Origin of the sequence: Brenneria goodwinii, from assembly GCF_002291445.1 — a bacterium.
Lineage (GTDB): Bacteria > Pseudomonadota > Gammaproteobacteria > Enterobacterales > Enterobacteriaceae > Brenneria > Brenneria goodwinii.
The window spans coordinates 1,029,934-1,048,941 of sequence record NZ_CP014137.1; the positions used below are offsets into that span (position 1 = coordinate 1,029,934).

Sequence of the window (19,008 nt, forward strand, 5' to 3'; positions counted from 1 at the left end):
ATACAGTCTGTGAGCAGCTCACAGGTGAAGGCTAGGATGCTTAACTAGAGACAGTTTAGGAAGCAGGCTAATTATTAGCCAATAAGAAATTTGGCTATGGATATGAGGAAAAAACATCAACTGAGCAGCCTACGTCAGGAAAAATCGAACGCAGACTCGATTGTCATCCGCGAGGTATCGCGCATTTTCTGGATGCTTGCCGTTCATCAATCGATGAATGGCAAGACGATATCGGGAGTTGGCGGGAACGGGCTACTATACCGGGTTACCTCATGAATCCGGCTTTAAAGGGATAACCTTGGATTCACGTAATCCGACGTCGGGCGTTGGCGACGCCGATAAGATGGGGGCGTCAGAGCCTGTAGGACTGAACTCCGCCGTGTTCATCATAGACTTCCGTCAATGCGGATAATGCTTTTTCAATGGCGGCGTAGAGCAACTTTCTGTCGTGACGATAGGCGATATCGGCCGCTTCCAGCGGTTGCTGGATCAGAATGCAGCCGTCAGGCGCCGCCGCCGGGCCGGGCGGCATAATAATGCCATTAATGCGCCCCCGGCCAATGTGCTTTTCCATCATTTCCAGTTTCTGTTGCAGCGTCATACCGGCAGCGCTTGGGCTGAGCTCGCGGCCGAGATTATCGATATAGATAATCGGCGCGGCGGTGTGGCTCAGGGCAAGGCTGAGATCGTCGAGCAGCAGCGGCGGCATCAGGCTGGTCAGGAAACTGCCGGGGCCAATCAGAATCAGGTCGGCATCGGCAATGGCTTCCAGCGCTTCCAGGGGAGCGGTGACGGCGGGAAACAGCATTAGATCCTGCGGCAGGGTGGGGAGCTGATCGACTTCAACTTCGCCATAAACGGGATGGCCCTGTTCATCGATCGCCATCAAATCGACCGGTTGTTCGGACATCGGGATTAAGAACGCGTCCACTTTTAGCAGATTACGCAACAGATTGATGGCTTCCAATGGCCGAACGCTCAGATTATCGAGCGCTTTCAGCATCAGGTTGCCCAGATTATGTCCTGCCAGTTCGCCGTTGCCGTTAAAGCGATATTCAAACATGGCTGAGGCGACGCTCGGTGTGGTTATCAACTGATTCAGGCAGTTACGGGTATCGCCCCAGGCTATGCCGCCTTCAGCGCGACGAATTCTTCCCGTCGAGCCGCCGTTGTCCGTGGTGGTGACAATCCCGGTCAGGCGGGAACCCAGCGAGGAAAGCGAAGACATTACCCGACCTAAGCCGTGTCCGCCCCCCAGGGCGACAACCCGATCAAGATCGGCCAACGTACGTTTGAGCATAATAACCCTTATTACTGAATCAAGATGACATACCCTTCATCTTTCAAGTCGCAAGCGTGTTAGCTTGATTAACCGGTTTCCCCTGCGCCTCGAAATCTATAGGGTGGAACTCCCGCCGGTAAGGTAGCCGATTTCGCTATAAAAGGCGAAAGATCATCTCGCGGGTGTGAACTGTGACAATTCCCACGCATTATTTTCTAGTATGCTGTGCTGTAATAGTAGAGAAAAATCGTTATATATCAAAGTATATATCGCATTTTTAAGTGACTGTGCAGTGTGTTTGACGGTAGACTTTGTTACGAAAATGACGGTTCCGTGTCCGCATTATTTGACTATATTTGTCAAATAATAGACTGGAATCAAACTCCTAGCCTTGGCGCCTAAGTGATGTGTCGGTCTTGCATCATACGGCGCCCTGGCCGTGACCGTTAGCGTCACCAGGGTGCAAGGTAGAAATGCCTGCATCTCCCGTATTTGGAAAGGTGTTTATGGTTAGTCAACTGACCGATGAGTTCGCGCGCAAATTTTACTATTTGCGTCTGTCGATAACTGATGTCTGCAACTTTCGCTGTACCTATTGTCTGCCGGATGGCTATCGGCCGAATGGCGACAGTTCACGCCGCTTTTTATCTCTCGACGAAATTCGCCGGGTGAGTCGCGCGTTTGCCGAACTGGGCACGGAGAAAGTGCGCCTCACCGGCGGCGAACCCTCTCTGCGCCGCGACTTTGTCGATATCATCGCCGCCATACGTGAAAATCCGGCGATCCGCACGCTGGCCGTCACCACCAATGGCTATCGCCTTGCCCGCGATGTGGCGCAATGGCGCGAAGCCGGGCTTACCGGAGTGAATGTCAGCGTAGACAGCCTGGATCCCCGCCAGTTTCATGCCATTACCGGGCAGGACAAGTTCCAGCAGGTGATGGCGGGGATCGATGCGGCTTTCGCCTGCGGATTCAGCAAGGTTAAAGTGAATACCGTGCTGATGCGCGAGGTTAATGACACCAGCCTGCACGCCTTTCTTCAATGGATCAAGGAGCGTCCGATTCAGCTTCGCTTTATCGAGCTGATGGAAACCGGCGAGGGGAGCCGCCTCTTTCAGCAGCGCCACATTTCCGGCGACGTCATTCTCCAAAAACTATTGCAACAAGGGTGGAGCGAACAGGCACGCGCCCGCAGCGATGGCCCGGCGCGCGTATTCCGGCATGCTGATTATCAGGGTGAAATCGGGTTGATTATGCCCTATGCGCAAGATTTCTGCCTGAGCTGTAACCGCCTGCGTGTTTCCGCCATTGGCAATCTTCATCTCTGCCTGTTTGGCGAACAGGGGATCCCGTTACGTGATTTGATGGCGGACGACGATCAGCTTGATGCGTTGAAAATGCGTATTTCCGGCGGATTATCCTCCAAGAAAAAGACCCATTTCCTGCATCAGGGCAATAGCGGCATCACGCAGAATCTATCGTTTATTGGCGGTTAAGCAGCCTAAGCCGGCGATGCAATGTATTTCGTAAGGAGTCAGATATGAGCAAGGTCAGTAGCGAATTTATTCCGCTTAATATTGCGGTGCTTACCGTGTCGGATCGGCGTAGCGAAGCCGACGACACCTCCGGTGATTATCTGCGCGAAGCGGCGCAGTCCGCCGGTCACCATATTGTCGCCAGCGGCATTGTTAAAGAGAACCGCTATCAGATCAGAGCGCAGGTCTCGGCCTGGATTGCCAGCGATGATGTGCAGGCGATCCTGATCAACGGCGGCACCGGGTTTACTCCCGGCGACGTGGCGCCCGAAGCGATCGGCGTACTGTTCGATCGCGAAATTGAAGGCTTTGGCGAGCTGTTTCGCATGGTGTCGTATGAAGACATCGGCACCGCCACCCTGCAATCGCGCGCGATTGCCGGTCTGGCTAATCAGACGGTGATTTTCGCCATGCCGGGTTCGACCCGCGCCTGTCATACCGCCTGGGAGCGTATTATTCAGCAACAGCTGGATGCGCGCCAAAAACCCTGTAACTTTTATCCTCATCTGAAAAAGTAAGATAACGATGTCACAACTGTCGCATATTAATGCTGCCGGCGAGGCCTCGATGGTGGATGTGTCCGCCAAGGCCGATACCGTGCGTGAAGCCCGGGCGGAAGCCTTTGTTGAAATGGCTCCGCAGACGCTGTCGATGATTGTCGAAGGCCGCCACCACAAGGGGGATGTGTTCGCCACCGCCCGTATCGCCGGCATCCAGGCGGCAAAACGCACCTGGGAGTTGATCCCGCTCTGTCATCCTCTGCTGCTGAGTAAAGTGGCGGTTGAACTTGAGGCCCAGCCCGAACATAACCGGGTGCGTATTGAGTCATTGTGCCGTCTGACCGGTAAAACCGGCGTTGAGATGGAAGCGTTAACGGCGGCATCGGTCGCGGCGTTGACCATTTACGATATGTGCAAAGCGGTACAGAAGGATATGGTGATCGGCCCGGTGCGCCTGCTGGCGAAAAGCGGCGGCAAATCAGGCGATTTCAAGGCGGAGACATCATGATTAACGTGCTGTTTTTTGCGCAGGTACGTGAACTGACCGACACGGAAAGTCTGACGTTGAACGCGGAATACGCCACGGTGGATGATCTGCGGCTGGCGTTATGCGGGCGGGGGGATCGCTGGGCGCTGGCGTTGGAGTCCGGCAAGCTGCTGGCGGCGGTTAACCAGTCGCTGGTGGAGATGGGACATCCGTTACAGGATGGCGACGAGGTGGCTTTTTTCCCACCGGTAACGGGAGGCTGACTATGGCTGAGACGCGAATTCGCGTAAGCGAAGAGAATTTTAACGTCGGCGATGAATATCAGTGGCTTGCGCAGTGCGATGAAGATGGCGCGGTAGTGACGTTTACCGGTAAGGTGCGCAATCATAATCTGGCCCAGAGCGTCAGCGCGCTGACGCTGGAGCATTATCCCGGCATGACGGAAAAAGCGCTGGCCGAAATCGTCGAACTGGCCCGCGAACGCTGGCCGTTGCCGCGCGTCAGCGTTATCCACCGGGTCGGCGCGCTCTATCCGGGGGACGAGATCGTGTTCGTCGGCGTCAGCGCCGCCCACCGCAGCGCGGCTTTTGATGCGGCGCAGTTCATTATGGACTATCTCAAAACGCGGGCGCCGTTCTGGAAACGCGAGGCTACGCCGGGCGGAGAACGCTGGGTTGCCTCCCGCGATAGCGACGCGCAGGCGGCCCGGCGCTGGTAGCCTCCTATTGCGCCGGCTGCGACCGGATCGGCGTTTATGTGTTAGGATAAAGAAAGGCGAGGCGCACAGTCTCTTACGTATAACTTACTGCAAACAAAGGTAGCATCATGGATAGATATCCACGCTCGGGCGATTCGATTGTTGAACGCGCGCAGACAGGTCTTCAGGCCTATATGGCGCAGGTCTATGGCTGGATGACCTGTGGGTTATTACTGACGGCGTTTGTGTCGTGGTATGCCGCGAACACCCCCGCCGTACTGAATTTTGTTTTCTCCAGCCAGATTACGTTCTTCGGTTTGATCATTGTCCAACTGGGGCTGGTGTTCGTGATTTCCGGGATGGTGCAGCGGTTGAGCGGCGGCGTGGCCACCAGCCTGTTTATGCTCTATTCGGCATTGACCGGGCTGACGATTTCCAGCATTTTCATCATGTATTCCGGTGAGTCGATCGCCAGTACCTTTGTGATTACCGCCGGTATGTTTGGCGCCATGAGCCTGTACGGCTACACCACCAAGCGTGACTTAAGCGGTTTAGGCAGCATGCTGTTTATGGCGCTGATTGGTATTGTGCTGGCTTCGCTGGTGAATTTCTGGCTGAAAAGCGAGGCGCTGATGTGGGCGGTAACCTATATCGGCGTGGTGGTGTTCGTCGGTTTGACGGCGTATGACACGCAGAAGCTGAAAAACCTCGGTCAGCAACTGTCGGTGGATGATCGGGATAACTTCCGCAAATATTCGATCGTCGGCGCGCTGACGCTGTATCTGGATTTCATCAACCTGTTCCTGATGCTGCTGCGCATCTTCGGCAACCGTCGCTAATCCCGCTGCTATGACGATATCCGAAACAGAGGGTCTTGCTCTGTTTCGGAATATCTCTGCCACAAATGTTGTTTCTTCCAGAACAGGCATCTGAATACCGGTTTATTTAATGTTTTGCCATTTTTTCTCCAGAGCATCTATTTCCATTACTCCTTGCTGACTGCTTCCGTCGACAAAGAATAGGGTGGGTGTTCCGGTAATATTCATTTTCTTGCCAAGTTCATAAACGATCTTATTAGGGTCTTTGCAGTCAATGGGGGCAGTTTCTGGTTGTTTTTCATTTACCATCCAATCCTCAAAAGCAATGTCGGGATGTTTAGCACATAAAATATTTCTGGATAGCGTCCATGAAGTATCATTTAATATGTTATACATGAATGTGTATATTGTTACATTATCGATATTTTGTATTTTCTTTCTTAATAACTTGCAATATCCACAGTTGGGATCTTCAAAAACAAACAGTTTTCTTGAACCATCGCCTTTGGTGATTTTTATTGCTAAATTTAATGGAAGAGCGTTTATCTCGGCTTTACTAGCTTCCAACAGCTTTTCATTCGTATAATTGAAAAGGGTTTTTGCATTAATAATATGACCAGTTATGTAGTAATTAACGTCTATGTCTGTATAGATAATATTCTTTCCAATTTTTACTTCATATAAGCCAAGGTAATCGGTTTTTCGTACCGAATCGATAGTCGTATTATCTCCCATTCGTGTTGCAACGAGCTCTTTGACTTTATCTTCATCGCTGGCAAAAGCTTGCCCGCAAAGCAGAGTAAATAAAAAAAGGTTGATTATTATACGGTTACTATTCATTGTTCATCCTTAACGTTTACTGATTTTCACGGGAATATTATTGTTCCATGGTTAATGACTCTATGGGATCAAGTGTTGCAGCACGATAAGCAGGAAATAGCCCAGATAAAGCGAGTATTGCGACCACGGTGCCGTTAATAGGGGAAGTGATACGTTGTATAACCTAGGTCTATTCTTGCCGTATCGACCAATATTCTTGCCTCTTGTACCTGCGCTTCCAGTGATTTGATTTCAGCTCTGCTGACTTTTAATGCCACTTCCGCTTTTTCAAACTCTAGAGCAGAAGATAGATTTTTATGAAACATCGACTTTTGGCGGTGAAAATTAACTGCGTCAAGGTTGGATGTGGCGATTTTAGCGTGTAATTGCGCCTGTAAACTTTCAAGTCGAGCCTGGCTAGCTGTAAGATCGTTTTCTTGCGAGGTAGCATCTATTTCAGCAATAAGTGTATCTTTCTGTACCGTATCTCCTACCTTGACATGGAGTTTTTTTATTTGTCCGGTGACCTGTGTTCCGATATTGACGAGCTCTGAAGGAACGATAAGTGCTAATGCAGAGATGCTTTCTTGCAGATCACCTTGTTTTGTTGTGATTAATTTGTAATCCTCCCTTTTTTATTTATATTTCCGTTGAAAAAATAAATAACCATAATGCTTATTATTATAATGAATAAATAGATAATTTTTTTGTAAAAAGATATGATGCTATCCATTTCATCACAGTTCCCTTATTTTTTATATCGATTATATACAATGCAAATGACAAAAAATGATATTATTGAAATTCCTATAATAGCTATACTGAAATGGATTTTCCCGCTATCATGGAAAAAGTCTGACGCCACAATGCAAAAAGAATAAACAATTGTCGGGATGGCCAGTGAAGTCGGTTTTATTTTCTTTTGTTTTAGAATAAGTTTTAACAAAAGTAAAGGTATTAGAACGGTTATCGCATAGGTTAACAATTTTGCTGTGATTGATAATTCATATGGTTTTATAATATATAAAATCAAAAAAGGAATCACAAATAAGGCTGTAATGTAAGCTACTGGTTTGTATGGGAAATATTTCCTGTTCATAAGGCAATCCTTATAGTTAGAATTCTGTTAACTACATACAATATCGTTACACACTGATACCCCACCACCTGATGCGGCACAACTGCTAATCACAACAGCTGAACATGGTATAGATAATGTACCAACAGTAATAACAGAACCTGCGGCACAAGATACAGCCACTCCGGCGCAAAAACCAGCGCAAGCCGCACGACAAACCACAGGGTTAATTGTATCGGTATTGCAATCTCCAGATTGACATCCTGTTCCACAGTAACTTTCAGTGGTGCCACAATATCCATACTGGCTACAGCATAAGTCTCCCGCGCACATTGCACCGCCTGCTTGTTCGCCACATTGTTCAGCATAAACATGTTGTGTGTGAAGACATAAAAAACAATAATGCACTGAATAGAAAACGTAATAAGTTTTTCATGTAATTCATCCTTGATAATAACCCTGTGTCAAAATATATCCATATGTAAAAAACGTCAACTTCATTATTTTATTTTATATATACAATAATCGTATTGTCACTTTTTCATTTGAATTGCACAGTGTTTATTAATAACGGTTTTTTATACGCGGCGTCAGGCGACCTTGCGCCGGAAGATGGCGTAGGCGGCGGAACCGGTGATGACGATAATGATCAGCAACGGCCATAGGCTTTGCCAGATAATCGAGAAATCCGCGTCTTTCAGGTAGATCTGCTTGGTGATTTCAGTGAAATGGCGGATAGGGTTAATCCAGGTGGCGTTCTGTAACCACTGCGGCATGTTCTCCACCGGAGAGACATAGCCGGATAATAGAATCGCCGGCATCAGAAACACGAACACGCCGATAAACGCCTGCTGCTGGGTGGAGCAGAGCGAAGAGATAAACAGTCCGAATCCGACCAGCGACAGGCCGTAAATCAGGATGGTGGGGTAGAACAGCAGCAGTGAGCCGGCAAAAGGGATCTGATAGGCGAATATCCCGGCCAGCAGCACGATGGTGGCCTGGAAGGTGGCGACAATCAACGCCGGCACCGCCTTGCCGACAAATATCTGCCAGGTGGACAGCGGCGACACCAATAGCTGTTCCAGCGTGCCCTGTTCACGTTCGCGGGCGACCGAAAGCGCGGTGACGATCAGCACGCCGATGGTGGTGATCAAGGCAATCAGCGAGGGAACCACAAACCATTTGTAATCCAGATTCGGGTTATACCAGTGGCGGACCACCAACTCGCTGTTGTTGATTTTCGGGGTGTCGGCCGATAATTCCAACTGGTAATCCTGAACGATCTTCTGCACATAACCGGCGGCGATCTGGGCGCTGTTGGAGTGTCGTCCGTCCAGGATGATCTGGAGCGACGTGCTCTCGCCGCGGGCAATATTGCGGGAGAACTGCGGCGGAAAACGGACGATTAACAATGCCCGCTGGTTGTCCAGCGTGGGCGCGATCTCTTGCGACGCGCGCAACAACAGCACGTTGGGGAAGGCTTTGGCCTTGGCGATACGTTGGGTCAGTTCAACGGAGGCCTGACCGTTGTCTTCGCTGTAGACGGCAATCGTGGCATTGGTCACGTCCAGCGTAGCGGCGAACGGAAACAGACCAACCTGAATAATCACCGGCAGCATCAGAATGGCGCGGGTTTGCGGTTCACGCAGCAGAGACTGGAGTTCCTTGATGATTAATGTCCACAAACGATGAAACATGTTGGCTCCCTAGTCCAGTCTGCGCTGGGTTTTCCAGGCCGTGAGGCCGATGAATACCACGGCGGAGGCGATAAGAAACAGCAGGTTGATTAACAGTACGCTGCTGATGTTGCCCGCCAGAAACAGCGTTTGCAGCGTGCTGACAAAATAACGGGCGGGGATCAGGTAGGAGACGGCGCGCACCAGCACCGGCATACTGTCAATCTCGAAAATAAATCCGGACAGCATGATGGCAGGCAAAAAGGCGACGTTCAGCGCCATCATCGCCGCATTGAACTGATTTTTGGTCAGGGTGGAAATCAATAGTCCCATCCCCAGCGTACTGGCGAGAAACAGGCTGCTGATGCCGAACAGCACCAGCAGCGAGCCGCGATAGGGCACCTGCATAACGAAGCGGGCGACCACAATACACAGCACCATCGCGATCATGCCAAGAACATAGTAGGGGATCAGTTTCGCCAGCAGCAGTTCGGTGCGGGTCACCTGCGTGGATAACAGGGCTTCCATGGTGCCGCGCTCCCATTCGCGGGCGATAACCAGCGAAGTCAGAATGGCGCCGATTACGGTCATGATAATGGTAATGGCGCCGGGCACGATGAAGTGCTGGCTGATGGCCGCCGGGTTGAACCAGTAGCGCTGCTGCACCTCGATCAGTTGTTCAAACGCCTCGCCTCTGTCGCTGGCCCGCTGTTGCTGCCAGATCAGCCATATCCCCTGGGCATAGGCCTGGACAAAATTGGCGGTATTGGGTTCGGTGCCATCGGTAATCACCTGAATGGGCGCATCAACAGAGGAGCGCGCCATCTGTTCGGCGAAATTGACGGGGATGACAATCAGCCCGCGAATCCGGCCCGCCTGCATCATCTGAATCAGCTGCTGCCGGTTATCGCTAATCGTCGGGGCGATAAACGGCGATGCGGTGAAGGCGGCGGCCAAATCCAGGGCATCTTCGCTTTGCTGTTCTACCAGAATGCCGACACGAAGCCGGCTGGAATCAAGATTGATGCCGTAGCCGAAGATAAATAGCAGCAGCAACGGGATAACAAAGGCGATCAAGCCGCTACTGGGATCGCGCAGGATTTGCCGGGTTTCCTTCTGGCACAGGGCGCGCAGGCGACGCCAGGAAAAATGGGTGCTGTCTTGCTGACTATCCATGCGTGTTCTCCCGGTCATAGTCCTGGATCAGCGCGATAAACGCTTCTTCCATGGTGGGGGACGGCGTCTGTTCGTCGGCGGCCTTTTGTTTCAGGTCGTCCGGCGTGCCGGCGGCGATCAGCTTACCGTGATAAACCAGCCCGATGCGGTCGCAATACTCGGCCTCATCCATAAAGTGGGTGGTCACCATTACCGTGACGCCTTTGTTCACCATGCCGTTGATATGAATCCAGAACTCCCGGCGGGTGAGGGGATCGACGCCGGAGGTCGGTTCATCCAGAAACAGAATGTCCGGCTCATGCATCAACGCGCAGGCCAACGCCAGCCGCTGTTTGAATCCCAGCGGCAGAGCGTCGGGCGTTTGGTGATAAATCGGCTGGAAGTTAAACGCTTTTTCCATTTCCGCCATTTTATCGCGCTGGGCTTTGCCCTCCAGACCGTATACGCCGGAGAAGAAACGCAGGTTCTGTTCCACCGTCAGGTTGCCGTACAGAGAGAATTTCTGCGCCATATAGCCCAAATGCTGACGCGCTTTGCCTGAGCTGGTTTTCAGATCCATGTCCAGTACCAGCGCTTTGCCGTCGGTAGGCACCAGCAAGCCGCACATCATTTTGAAGGTGGTGGATTTTCCCGCGCCGTTGGGACCCAGCAGACCAAAAATTTCACCGCGCTGAACCTTAAAACTGACATGGTCGGTGGCGGCGAAGTCGCCGAATTTTTTCGTCAACTGCCGTGCTTCAATAACGGTTTCTTCCCCGTTGATTTCAATCACCGGCATGATTTTCGCCAGCGAGGATTCGCTGGCCGGGCCGCCGCCCAGCATATCGATAAACGCATCCTCAAAACGCGGATCGGTGTCCTTCAAGCTCTCTTCCGGCAGACCCAGAGCCGACAGCAACGCCGCCCGGTCGGCATCCGGTTGCAAAATCAGCCGTACGAACTGCCCCTGAATCACGCCGTCGCTGACCTGCGGTTGGCGCAGCGCGCGTTGCAGCAATTTGCGGTGGCTTTCGTCATGGGCGCTGACCAGCACGCTGCGGCCGGCCATCTTTTCCGTCAATTCCCGGGGTTCGCCGCGGTATAGCTGTTCCCCTTCATTGAGCAGCAGAATATCCCGGCACTGTTCGGCTTCATCCAGATACGATGTGCTCCACACGATCAGCATGCCTTCATCGGCCAGCTCATGCACCATGCGCCAGAGTTCGCGGCGGGAGATGGGATCGACCCCGACGCCCGGCTCGTCAAGCAGCAGAACGTTAGGTTGCCCCAGCAGCGTACAGGCCAACCCCAGCTTTTGCTTCATCCCGCCGGAGAGTTTTCCGGCCAGGCGTTCGGTAAAGCGGGTGAGGTCGGTAAACGACAGCAGCCGGTCGAATGTCTCCCGGCGAACGGCGCCGGTAATACCGCGCAAATCGGCATACAGATTCATGTTTTCCATGACCGTCAGGTCTTCGTACAGGCCGAATTTTTGCGGCATGTAGCCGAGGATCGCATGGAGCTGGCGATCTTGTTTTATGGGATCCAACCCCGCCACCTGTACCGAACCGCTGCTGGGGGTCAACAAGCCCGCCAGCATACGCAGCAGAGTGGTTTTCCCGGCCCCGTCCGGACCGACCAATCCGGTAACGGCCCCGCCGCGAATCTGCTCAGTGAGACTGGCAAGCGCCGGTTTGTCCTGGCCCGGAAACCGTTTTTCCAGCGCTTTTATCTCAATGCGCGCGGAAATATCATTCATGGCTGGACGCATCCTGAGCAAAACGCAACGTCACCGGCATCCCTTGACGCAGATGCTCGTCCGCATCATTCACCACAATACGCAGGCGATAGACCAGGTCGGTACGCAGATCTTCCGTTTCAACGCTTTTCGGCGTGAATTCGGCGCTGGGAGACACAAAACCGATCTGGCCGTGATAGGGCTTATCGGGGCGGCCATCGGTATAAACCAATATGCTGCTGCCCGGTACGGCACGGCCTAAATTCTGTTCGTTGATATAAGCGCGAACCCAGACCGGGCGGGTCAATGACAGGGTAAATACCGTACTTCCCGAACTGAGCATACTGCCGCTTTCCACCGCCCGGGTCAGGATGACGCCGGCGGACGGCGAGAGCAACTCGGTATCTTTCAGGTCCAGTTCGGCTTGCGCCTGTGCGGCCTCAGCCTGAGCCAGGGCGGCCTGCGCGCTGGCGATCTCCTGTGGCCGGTTGCCGCTTTCATACTGTTTCAGCTTGTCTTTGGCGCCTTGTAAGGTCGCCAATGCCTGGTTGCGGGCGGTCTTGGCATCTTCTAAGGCGTCGGCGGAAATAGACCGTCTTGCCCACAGCCCTTGCTGGCGCTGATAGAAACTGTTGGCGTAATCATAGGCCGCCTGACTTTGCACCAATTGAGAACGCACCTGTTCGATCTCTTCCCGGCGATAGCCTTCCTGCAACAAATTCAACTGCGCCTTGGCGCTGGCGACATTGGCCTGCGCCTGGCGAAGGGCATTCTGATAAGGGGCGCTATCCAGCATGGCCAGAGGTTGACCAGGCTGAATGCCGTCCCCTTCGTCCACTTTCAGATCGGCTAGCCGTCCGCCCACGCGGAATGCCAGATTCACGGAACGAATATCGACATTGCCATATAGCGTCAGCGGTTTTTCCTGCTGCTGTCGGTATTGAACGAAGCCATAAATCGCCGCCGCGATCAGGACGATAATAACAATGGCGAAAGCCAATTTTTTCTTATTCATCACGCAATTATTCCTTCATCTGTCGGGCATGATTGTCCCGCAGTCCGTTGAGGAGAATTTCAAGGTGTTCCATCAGAACCTGCTGAATGAGCGTCGTTTGCTCGTTGCCGATATCTTTCCAGCCCGCACGCAGGAGGATGGTTTCCCTGGCGACGCGAAAGGAGAGCACCTCGCCAATTAGCGCATGGGTGTGCACGATAACTTTGGGGTCATTCTGATCCAGTCCGGTATAGCGGGCGACCAACGTCGTCAGCAACCGGTGCATCGGTTCGATAACCTGCTGATGGATTAGCGGATAGGCCTCCGTGGGGGAAAGTTGTTCCCGGGTCACAATCCGGCTCAGATTCAGCGTTTCCGAACGGGTCATCAGGCGGCTGAACGTCAGAATGCCGCGTCGAAGGTACTCCATAAGCTGTTCCGACGACTGCTGATGCAGCGGGAGCCGCATAAAGGCGTCGATTTCCTCTACCAAAGGGTGGTAGGTCTGACGAATATAATCCGCTATCCAGTTGGCCACGGCCAGATAAAGCCCTTCCTTGGAGTGGAAGTGATAAGCGATAGCGGCAATGTTCTGTCCGGCGCGGTTGGCGATGTCGCGGGTGGTCGCAGCCTGCGGGCCGAATTCGCCGAATACCGCCAGCGCGGCCTCGATGAGGTGTTGTCGCGTCTGGTCGCTGCGGTTCGACGTCGTGGATTTCTGAGCCATAGGCCAACTCGATAATTTCAATCAATCATATGATTAACTTTAGGCCTGTTTTTATTAGTTTTATCGATCTCGATCACAAAAATTGCTTTTTATTGGCGTATTCGCCATTGCGTGATAGCCGTTGCCCGTTTGTCCGCCCTCATTTTCCTGACGCATAAAATTGTTATGTAAATATCTTTTTTATGTAAATGTTGTAAATTTTTATATTCAATGATAATAGTTACCATTATTAATTATCAGGTAAAACCATACCAAATCAGTGGGATAGCGTTTGGTTTTACCGCAAGGAAAGCGGTAATCCAACCTGTATGGGCGGGGGACGCTTTTATGAATAACGTCAGGGGTTATCTGGTGCTCTGTTGCTGACCGGAGACCTGTTCATTTTACCCGTTGAGTGTATAGAGGAAGGGGAAAGGCATTGAACCAGATGCGTGCTTTATTCGTCGTTATGCCATGTGCGCTGTTATCTCAGGCTTACGCGCAGGAAGGAGAAGGCAGTAGTGATGAGATGGTGATTTCGGCCTCCCGCTCCAACATCGAGCAGAAAAAATCACCGCAGGTGGTCACCGTGATCACCAAAGAGGAAATTGAGCAGCAGATGCTGATTTCCAGCGACAGTTCCCAAATTCTTAGCAACCTTTTACCTTCTTTCTCCCCCAGTCGGCAAAAAATGAGCGGGAGCGGTGAAACCTTTCGCGGGCGCGCGCCGTTGGTGATGATTGACGGCATTCCTCAGTCCAATCCGCTACGCCCAACCGGGCGGGAAATGCACACCATCGATTTTTCCATGGTAGAGCGCGTTGAGGTGATCCACGGCGCCAACGCCACCAACGGGCTGGGCGCCACCGGCGGCGTGATTAATATTATTACTCGGCGTCCCGAAAATGGTTCTTTCAATCAGCATGTCAACGTGCAGACCACCGTTCCCACGGAAAAGATCCGTGGCGAAACCGCCAGCTATAAAACCACCTATCGCGTCGATGGCCGCCAGGATTATCTCGACTATCTGTTTGCCGTCGGCTATGAAGATCAGGGGCTGTATCTGGATGGAAAAAACCGTCCCGTCGGGGTGGATAATACCCAGGGCGATCTGATGGATTCACGCGCCTATGACGTGCTGGCGAAAGTGGGGTATTGGCTGGATGACTATCAGCGGGTCCAGCTCAGCGTTAACCGCTACCGCATCAAAGGTGAGAATAACTACCTCAGCGTGGATGGCGACCGGGCGCAGGGGATCCCCACCACTTCGATACGCGGCACGCCGGAAGGCATGGCGCCGCACAATAGCGTCTGGTCAACCGGTTTGACCTACGAAAATCACGATTTGGCGGGGATGAAGCTATCCGCGCTGCTGTTCAATCAGCGCTATGAAGCGCTGTTCGGCGCCGATAATTCCGCCACCTTTCAGGACGGCGCGCTCGCCCCGGTCGGTTCACTTTACGATCAGTCCAGAGCGGTATCGTCCAAATATGGCGTCAAGCTGGCGCTGACCAAAGACGACCTGCTGAATGACAGCCTGAAAATCACCGTCGGCTTCGATACCCTGTTGGATAAAAGCAAGCAGGATCTCTATCTGACCCGGCGCACTTATGTGCCGGAAGTGGAATACACCAACTATTCGCCATTTATGCAGGCGGAATATCAGCTATTGGAACAGGTGGTGCTGCATGCCGGCGTGCGTCATGAAATCGCCAAGCTCAAAGTCGATAGCTACCAGACGCTGGCGGCCAACAACGGCGTAACCGTAGACGGCGGCAGCCCGAAATTCAATGAGACGCTGTACAACGTCGGTCTGGTCTATTCGCCGCTGGATTCGTTAAGCCTGTTTGTTAACTATTCGGAAGGATTTGGTATGCCGGACGTGGGGCGCGCGCTGCGTTCCATCAGAACGTCAGGACAGGATGTCGATAACTTCCGCAATCTGAAACCGATCGTGACGGACAACATCGAAACCGGGTTCCGCTTCGCCAAAGATCGCATAGAGCTGGAAGCCAGCTACTATCAGTCCAACTCGAAACTGGGCAGCCGCGTGGAGCCGAATGCGGACGGTATCTTTATCGCGCAGCGGGAGAAAACGCGCATTCAGGGCGTAGAGATGAGCGCCGGTTATCAGATTAACGAACAGCACAAGATCAAGGCGACTTACGCGCACAGCCAGGGCAAATACGACAGCGACGACAACGGCAGTCTTGATGCCAAACTGGACGGGCTGAACGTTGCGCCGGATCGGCTCATCACCAGTTGGTCGGCCAACTGGAACGATAAGCTCAGTTCGTTTGTGCAGCTCAACTACGCCTTCGATCGCGACTTCGACGGCAGTGATAAGGACTTTGACGGCTACATGCTGGTGGATGCGGCCGTGGGGTACAAACTTCCCTACGGTCGGGTCAATGTTGCGATCGCCAACCTGCTGAACAAGGATTACATCACGTACTATTCACAAAGCGCGCTGGTCAACGATACCCGCTACTTCTCCGGTCGCGGACGTACGCTGACGCTGGGGTACTCCCTTGATTTCTGAGGGTAAACCACGATATCGCCGCATGTGTTTCGCCGGGGCGCGGTGGTCCCGGCGGCTAATCGTGCTGCTGTTATTGCTGACGGGCGGGGCGCAGGCGTCCTCGCCCCCGCGCCTGATCCATCATGCCTTAGGGGAAACCGTGATCGGCGGCACGCCGCAGCGGGTGGTGACGCTATTTCAGGGCGCGACCGATACCGCCGTCGCACTGGGGATTAAGCCTATCGGCGTGGTGGACTCCTGGACGGAAAAACCGACCTATAAATATCTGCGTCCGGTGCTGAATGGCGTGACGCACGTCGGGCTGGAAACCCAGCCCAGTCTGGAAGATATCGCGCTGTTAAAGCCCGACCTGATCATCGCATCGCGTTTTCGCAATGAGAAAATCTATGGCCTGCTCTCGCAGATTGCGCCTACGGTGGCGCTGGATGAAGTTTTTGAGTTCAAAAAAACCGTTCAGGTGATGGGCGTGGCGCTAAACCGGGAGGCACAGGCCGATCGGCTGCTAACGGATTGGCGGCGCAGGGTGGACGGACTGCGTGAACGGCTGCTGGCGCGCGTCGGCGCGAATTGGCCGCTGAGCGTGTCGGTGATGGAGTTTCGCGGCGATCATGTGCGCAATTATTTATCCGGCAGCTTTGCCGGCTCTATTCTCTCTGAGATCGGTTTCGTCTGGCCGCAGCGCGGCGCATCGTCGCAGGGAATATTGCAAAAGCTGACCAGCAAGGAAAGTATTCCGGTGCTGGATGCCGATCTGTTCTTCTTGTTTATTCGTCCTGAAAACCCCGCCGTGCAGCAAAACTACCGTGACTGGGTGTCCCATCCGCTCTGGCGGCGGATGAACGCGCCCCGGCAGGAACACGTTTATCGGGTGGACAGCGTGGTCTGGATCCTGTCGGGCGGCATTATCGGGGCGAACAAGGTGCTGGACGACATTGAACGCCATCTTCTCGGCGCCAGGGACGCGGCGTAATGGCGAAAATGGCGATTCTGGCTTCAGGGATGGCGCTGTTGGGCGTGGCGCTGTTTGCCAGCCTGATGGCCGGGCCGACGGCCATCCCTTTCTCTGTGGTCTGGCAGGCGCTGTTCCATCACGATCCTCAGCAAATCGATCATATTCTGGTAACCACCACCCGTCTGGCGCGCACGGTGATTGCGCTGGTCGTCGGCGCCAGTCTGGCCGTCGCCGGGGCGCTGATGCAGGCGATGACGCGTAACCCGCTGGCCTCTCCCGGTCTGTTTGGCATCAATGCCGGCGCGATGTTTTTTATCGTCAGCCTTTCCACGCTGTTGCCGCTCTCCAGCCAGAGCGCGCTGACGTGGGTGGCCTACGCGGGGGCGGCGGTCGCCGGCGGCACGGTCTACTTTCTCGGCACCTTGGGTAACGGCCGAACCAGCCAGTTGCGTATTGTGCTGGCTGGGGCGGCCATCACCGCGCTGTTTATCTCTTTTACCCAGGCGCTGCTGGTGATCAACCAGGAAGGGCTGGACAGCATCCTGTTCTGGCTGGCGGGGTCGGTGGCCGGGCGCGATCTCGCCATGATCTGGCCCATGCTGCCTTATTTTGCGCTGGCCATGCTGGGTGCGCTGCTGCTGGCGCCGCATATCAATATTCTGGTGGCCGGCGATGAAATTGCCAGAGGGCTGGGGCAGCGTACGGTATTGGTTCGTAGCCTGATGGCGCTGTGCGTCATTGCGCTGGCCGGCGGCGCGGTCGCCATTGCCGGCAGCATCGGATTTATCGGTTTGATTGTGCCGCATATGGCGCGCGGCCTGTTATCCGCCGATCACCGCTGGCTGCTCCCCGGCTGCGCGCTGCTGGGCGCGGCGCTGCTATTGCTGGCCGACGTTGCCGCCAGACTCCTGATTGTGCCGCAGGAAATTCCGGTCGGCGCGATGACGGCGCTGTTGGGCGCGCCGTTCTTTATCTACCTCGCCAGAAGAGGTCTTCGTCATGGATAAGCTGTACGCCGTTCGCGTCGGCCGCTTTTCGCGCCAGTTTGCCGGACGCACGATGGCCGTCGCCGGCGTGCTGATGGTCATCACGCTGGCGGTGATGCTGTTCTCGCTGACTCAAGGCAAGGTACGGATTTCTGTGGCGGAGGTGATGCAGGCGCTGTTCGCCGCTTCGGACAGCGGTATTGATTTTATCGTCAATCAACTGCGGTTGGCGCGTATTGTGCTGGCGATGCTGGTGGGCGGCGCGCTGGCCGTGTCCGGATTGATGTTGCAAAGTCTGGTGCGCAACCCGCTGGCTTCGCCGGATATTCTCGGTATCACCAGCGGCGCGTCGGCCGCGGCGGTGGGGTTTCTGTCATTTTTTTCGACCGCGCTCAGCCAGCATTGGATGCCGCTGGCGGCTATCGGCGGGGCATGGCTGATGGCGTTGCTCATTACGCTATTGGCCTGGAGGCAGGGCGCCTCGCCGATACGGCTGGTGCTGGTGGGCGTGGGGCTGTCGGCGCTTACCGGCGCGGCCACCACCATGATGCTGGTATTCAGCCCGCTGACGACCACGCTGTCGGCCTATGTCTGGTTGACCGGCAGCGTTTACGGCGCGCAGTGGCAGGATGTGCGTTCGCTGGCGGTATGGCTGGCCGCCATACTGCCGTTTATTGTGTTACTGGCCCGGCACGTCAATGTTCACGAACTGGATGACGATCTGGCGCTGGGCGTGGGATTGCCGGTCAAAGCGATGCGGTTGGCGCTGTTGTCCGTCAGCGTGGCGCTGGCCGGCGCCGCTATCGCCTATGCGGGCGCGATGGCGTTTGTCGGGCTGGTGGCGCCTCATATTGCTAAAAGACTGGTAGGACGATCGTTCCCCGGTCTGGCTCTCGTCGCCGCGTTGGTGGGCGCGAATCTGGTTATGCTCGCCGATCTGGCCGGGCGCACGCTGTTTTTGCCGCTCGATCTGCCCGCCGGCGTGTTTGTTTCGGCGCTGGGGACGCCTTTTTTCATCTATTTACTGATTCGGCAATGCCGCTGAG

Annotated in this window: 19 protein-coding genes and 1 riboswitch; of the genes, 10 read left to right on the forward strand and 9 right to left on the reverse strand. The window is 54.1% G+C overall.

Features of this window, described 5'->3' with window-relative positions; translation table 11 throughout:
• Positions 1 to 352 precede the first annotated feature (352 nt).
• Positions 353 to 1,300: a uridine diphosphate-N-acetylglucosamine-binding protein YvcK gene (gene yvcK / locus ACN28R_RS04555; protein ID WP_095833726.1), complete on the reverse strand. Its 948-nt coding sequence runs from the start codon at positions 1,298 to 1,300 to the stop codon at positions 353 to 355.
• Positions 1,301 to 1,652: 352 nt separating this feature from the next.
• Positions 1,653 to 1,801: riboswitch (molybdenum cofactor riboswitch) on the forward strand.
• On the opposite strand from yvcK, the gene moaA reads away from it, so the two are divergent.
• The 6 genes from moaA (at position 1,789) to ACN28R_RS04585 (ending at position 5,340) form a co-directional block, all read left to right on the forward strand.
• Positions 1,789 to 2,778: a GTP 3',8-cyclase MoaA gene (gene moaA, locus ACN28R_RS04560; RefSeq protein WP_095833727.1), complete on the forward strand. Its 990-nt coding sequence runs from the start codon at positions 1,789 to 1,791 to the stop codon at positions 2,776 to 2,778. (Overlaps the previous riboswitch by 13 nt.)
• 44 nt (positions 2,779 to 2,822) lie before the next feature.
• Positions 2,823 to 3,335: a molybdenum cofactor biosynthesis protein B gene (gene moaB / locus ACN28R_RS04565; RefSeq protein WP_048638417.1), complete on the forward strand. Its 513-nt coding sequence runs from the start codon at positions 2,823 to 2,825 to the stop codon at positions 3,333 to 3,335.
• Positions 3,336 to 3,342: 7 nt separating this feature from the next.
• Positions 3,343 to 3,825 (forward strand): cyclic pyranopterin monophosphate synthase MoaC, encoded by a 483-nt coding sequence (moaC, locus tag ACN28R_RS04570; protein ID WP_095833728.1) that lies wholly within the window; start codon positions 3,343 to 3,345, stop codon positions 3,823 to 3,825.
• Positions 3,822 to 4,067, forward strand: a complete 246-nt coding sequence (moaD, locus tag ACN28R_RS04575) for a molybdopterin synthase sulfur carrier subunit (RefSeq protein ID WP_048638419.1) — start codon at positions 3,822 to 3,824, stop codon at positions 4,065 to 4,067. The genes moaC and moaD overlap by 4 nt, the downstream gene beginning before the upstream one ends.
• Positions 4,068 to 4,069: 2 nt before the next feature.
• On the forward strand, positions 4,070 to 4,522 hold the full coding sequence (gene moaE / locus ACN28R_RS04580) for a molybdopterin synthase catalytic subunit MoaE (protein WP_095833729.1): 453 nt from the start codon (positions 4,070 to 4,072) through the stop codon (positions 4,520 to 4,522).
• A 107-nt stretch (positions 4,523 to 4,629) separates the two neighbouring features.
• Positions 4,630 to 5,340, forward strand: a complete 711-nt coding sequence (locus ACN28R_RS04585) for a Bax inhibitor-1/YccA family protein (RefSeq protein ID WP_048638421.1) — start codon at positions 4,630 to 4,632, stop codon at positions 5,338 to 5,340.
• A gap of 102 nt (positions 5,341 to 5,442) precedes the next feature.
• Here ACN28R_RS04585 and ACN28R_RS04590 read toward each other — a convergent pair whose 3' ends face one another.
• The 8 genes from ACN28R_RS04590 to ACN28R_RS04625 form a co-directional block, all read right to left on the reverse strand.
• A complete protein-coding gene (locus ACN28R_RS04590) occupies positions 5,443 to 6,159 on the reverse strand; it encodes a DsbC family protein (protein WP_095833730.1) in 717 nt (238 codons plus the stop codon).
• A gap of 134 nt (positions 6,160 to 6,293) precedes the next feature.
• The gene (locus ACN28R_RS04595) at positions 6,294 to 6,752 is read right to left on the reverse strand and encodes an efflux RND transporter periplasmic adaptor subunit (protein ID WP_095835729.1); all 459 of its coding nucleotides are present in this window, start codon (positions 6,750 to 6,752) and stop codon (positions 6,294 to 6,296) included.
• 574 nt (positions 6,753 to 7,326) lie between these two features.
• Positions 7,327 to 7,584 (reverse strand): hypothetical protein, encoded by a 258-nt coding sequence (locus tag ACN28R_RS04600; protein ID WP_183096803.1) that lies wholly within the window; start codon positions 7,582 to 7,584, stop codon positions 7,327 to 7,329.
• A gap of 222 nt (positions 7,585 to 7,806) precedes the next feature.
• Entirely contained in the window at positions 7,807 to 8,913 is a 1,107-nt protein-coding gene (locus tag ACN28R_RS04605) for an ABC transporter permease (protein ID WP_095833733.1), read from the reverse strand.
• 9 nt (positions 8,914 to 8,922) lie between these two features.
• Entirely contained in the window at positions 8,923 to 10,068 is a 1,146-nt protein-coding gene (locus ACN28R_RS04610; protein ID WP_048638423.1) for an ABC transporter permease, read from the reverse strand.
• Positions 10,061 to 11,803 (reverse strand): ATP-binding cassette domain-containing protein, encoded by a 1,743-nt coding sequence (locus tag ACN28R_RS04615; protein ID WP_095833734.1) that lies wholly within the window; start codon positions 11,801 to 11,803, stop codon positions 10,061 to 10,063. The genes ACN28R_RS04610 and ACN28R_RS04615 overlap by 8 nt, the downstream gene beginning before the upstream one ends.
• Complete coding sequence (hlyD, locus tag ACN28R_RS04620) at positions 11,796 to 12,797, reverse strand: secretion protein HlyD (protein WP_095833735.1); 1,002 nt, start codon at positions 12,795 to 12,797, stop codon at positions 11,796 to 11,798. Before hlyD ends, ACN28R_RS04615 begins: the two co-directional genes overlap by 8 nt.
• A 7-nt stretch (positions 12,798 to 12,804) precedes the next feature.
• The gene (locus ACN28R_RS04625; RefSeq protein WP_095833736.1) at positions 12,805 to 13,503 is read right to left on the reverse strand and encodes a CerR family C-terminal domain-containing protein; all 699 of its coding nucleotides are present in this window, start codon (positions 13,501 to 13,503) and stop codon (positions 12,805 to 12,807) included.
• 427 nt (positions 13,504 to 13,930) lie between these two features.
• Between ACN28R_RS04625 and ACN28R_RS04630 the strand changes: the two genes are divergently transcribed.
• The 4 genes from ACN28R_RS04630 (at position 13,931) to ACN28R_RS04645 (ending at position 19,007) form a co-directional block, all read left to right on the forward strand.
• Entirely contained in the window at positions 13,931 to 16,024 is a 2,094-nt protein-coding gene (locus ACN28R_RS04630; protein WP_095833737.1) for a TonB-dependent receptor, read from the forward strand.
• A 61-nt stretch (positions 16,025 to 16,085) separates the two neighbouring features.
• Positions 16,086 to 16,994 (forward strand): ABC transporter substrate-binding protein, encoded by a 909-nt coding sequence (locus ACN28R_RS04635; RefSeq protein WP_375153872.1) that lies wholly within the window; start codon positions 16,086 to 16,088, stop codon positions 16,992 to 16,994.
• Positions 16,994 to 17,983 carry a FecCD family ABC transporter permease gene (locus tag ACN28R_RS04640; RefSeq protein WP_095833739.1) on the forward strand — a complete coding sequence of 330 codons (990 nt, stop codon included), beginning with the start codon at positions 16,994 to 16,996 and terminating at the stop codon, positions 17,981 to 17,983. The genes ACN28R_RS04635 and ACN28R_RS04640 overlap by 1 nt, the downstream gene beginning before the upstream one ends.
• Positions 17,976 to 19,007, forward strand: coding sequence for a FecCD family ABC transporter permease (locus ACN28R_RS04645; protein WP_048638430.1), 1,032 nt, complete (start codon positions 17,976 to 17,978; stop codon positions 19,005 to 19,007). The genes ACN28R_RS04640 and ACN28R_RS04645 overlap by 8 nt, the downstream gene beginning before the upstream one ends.
• Position 19,008: the final 1 nt, after the last annotated feature.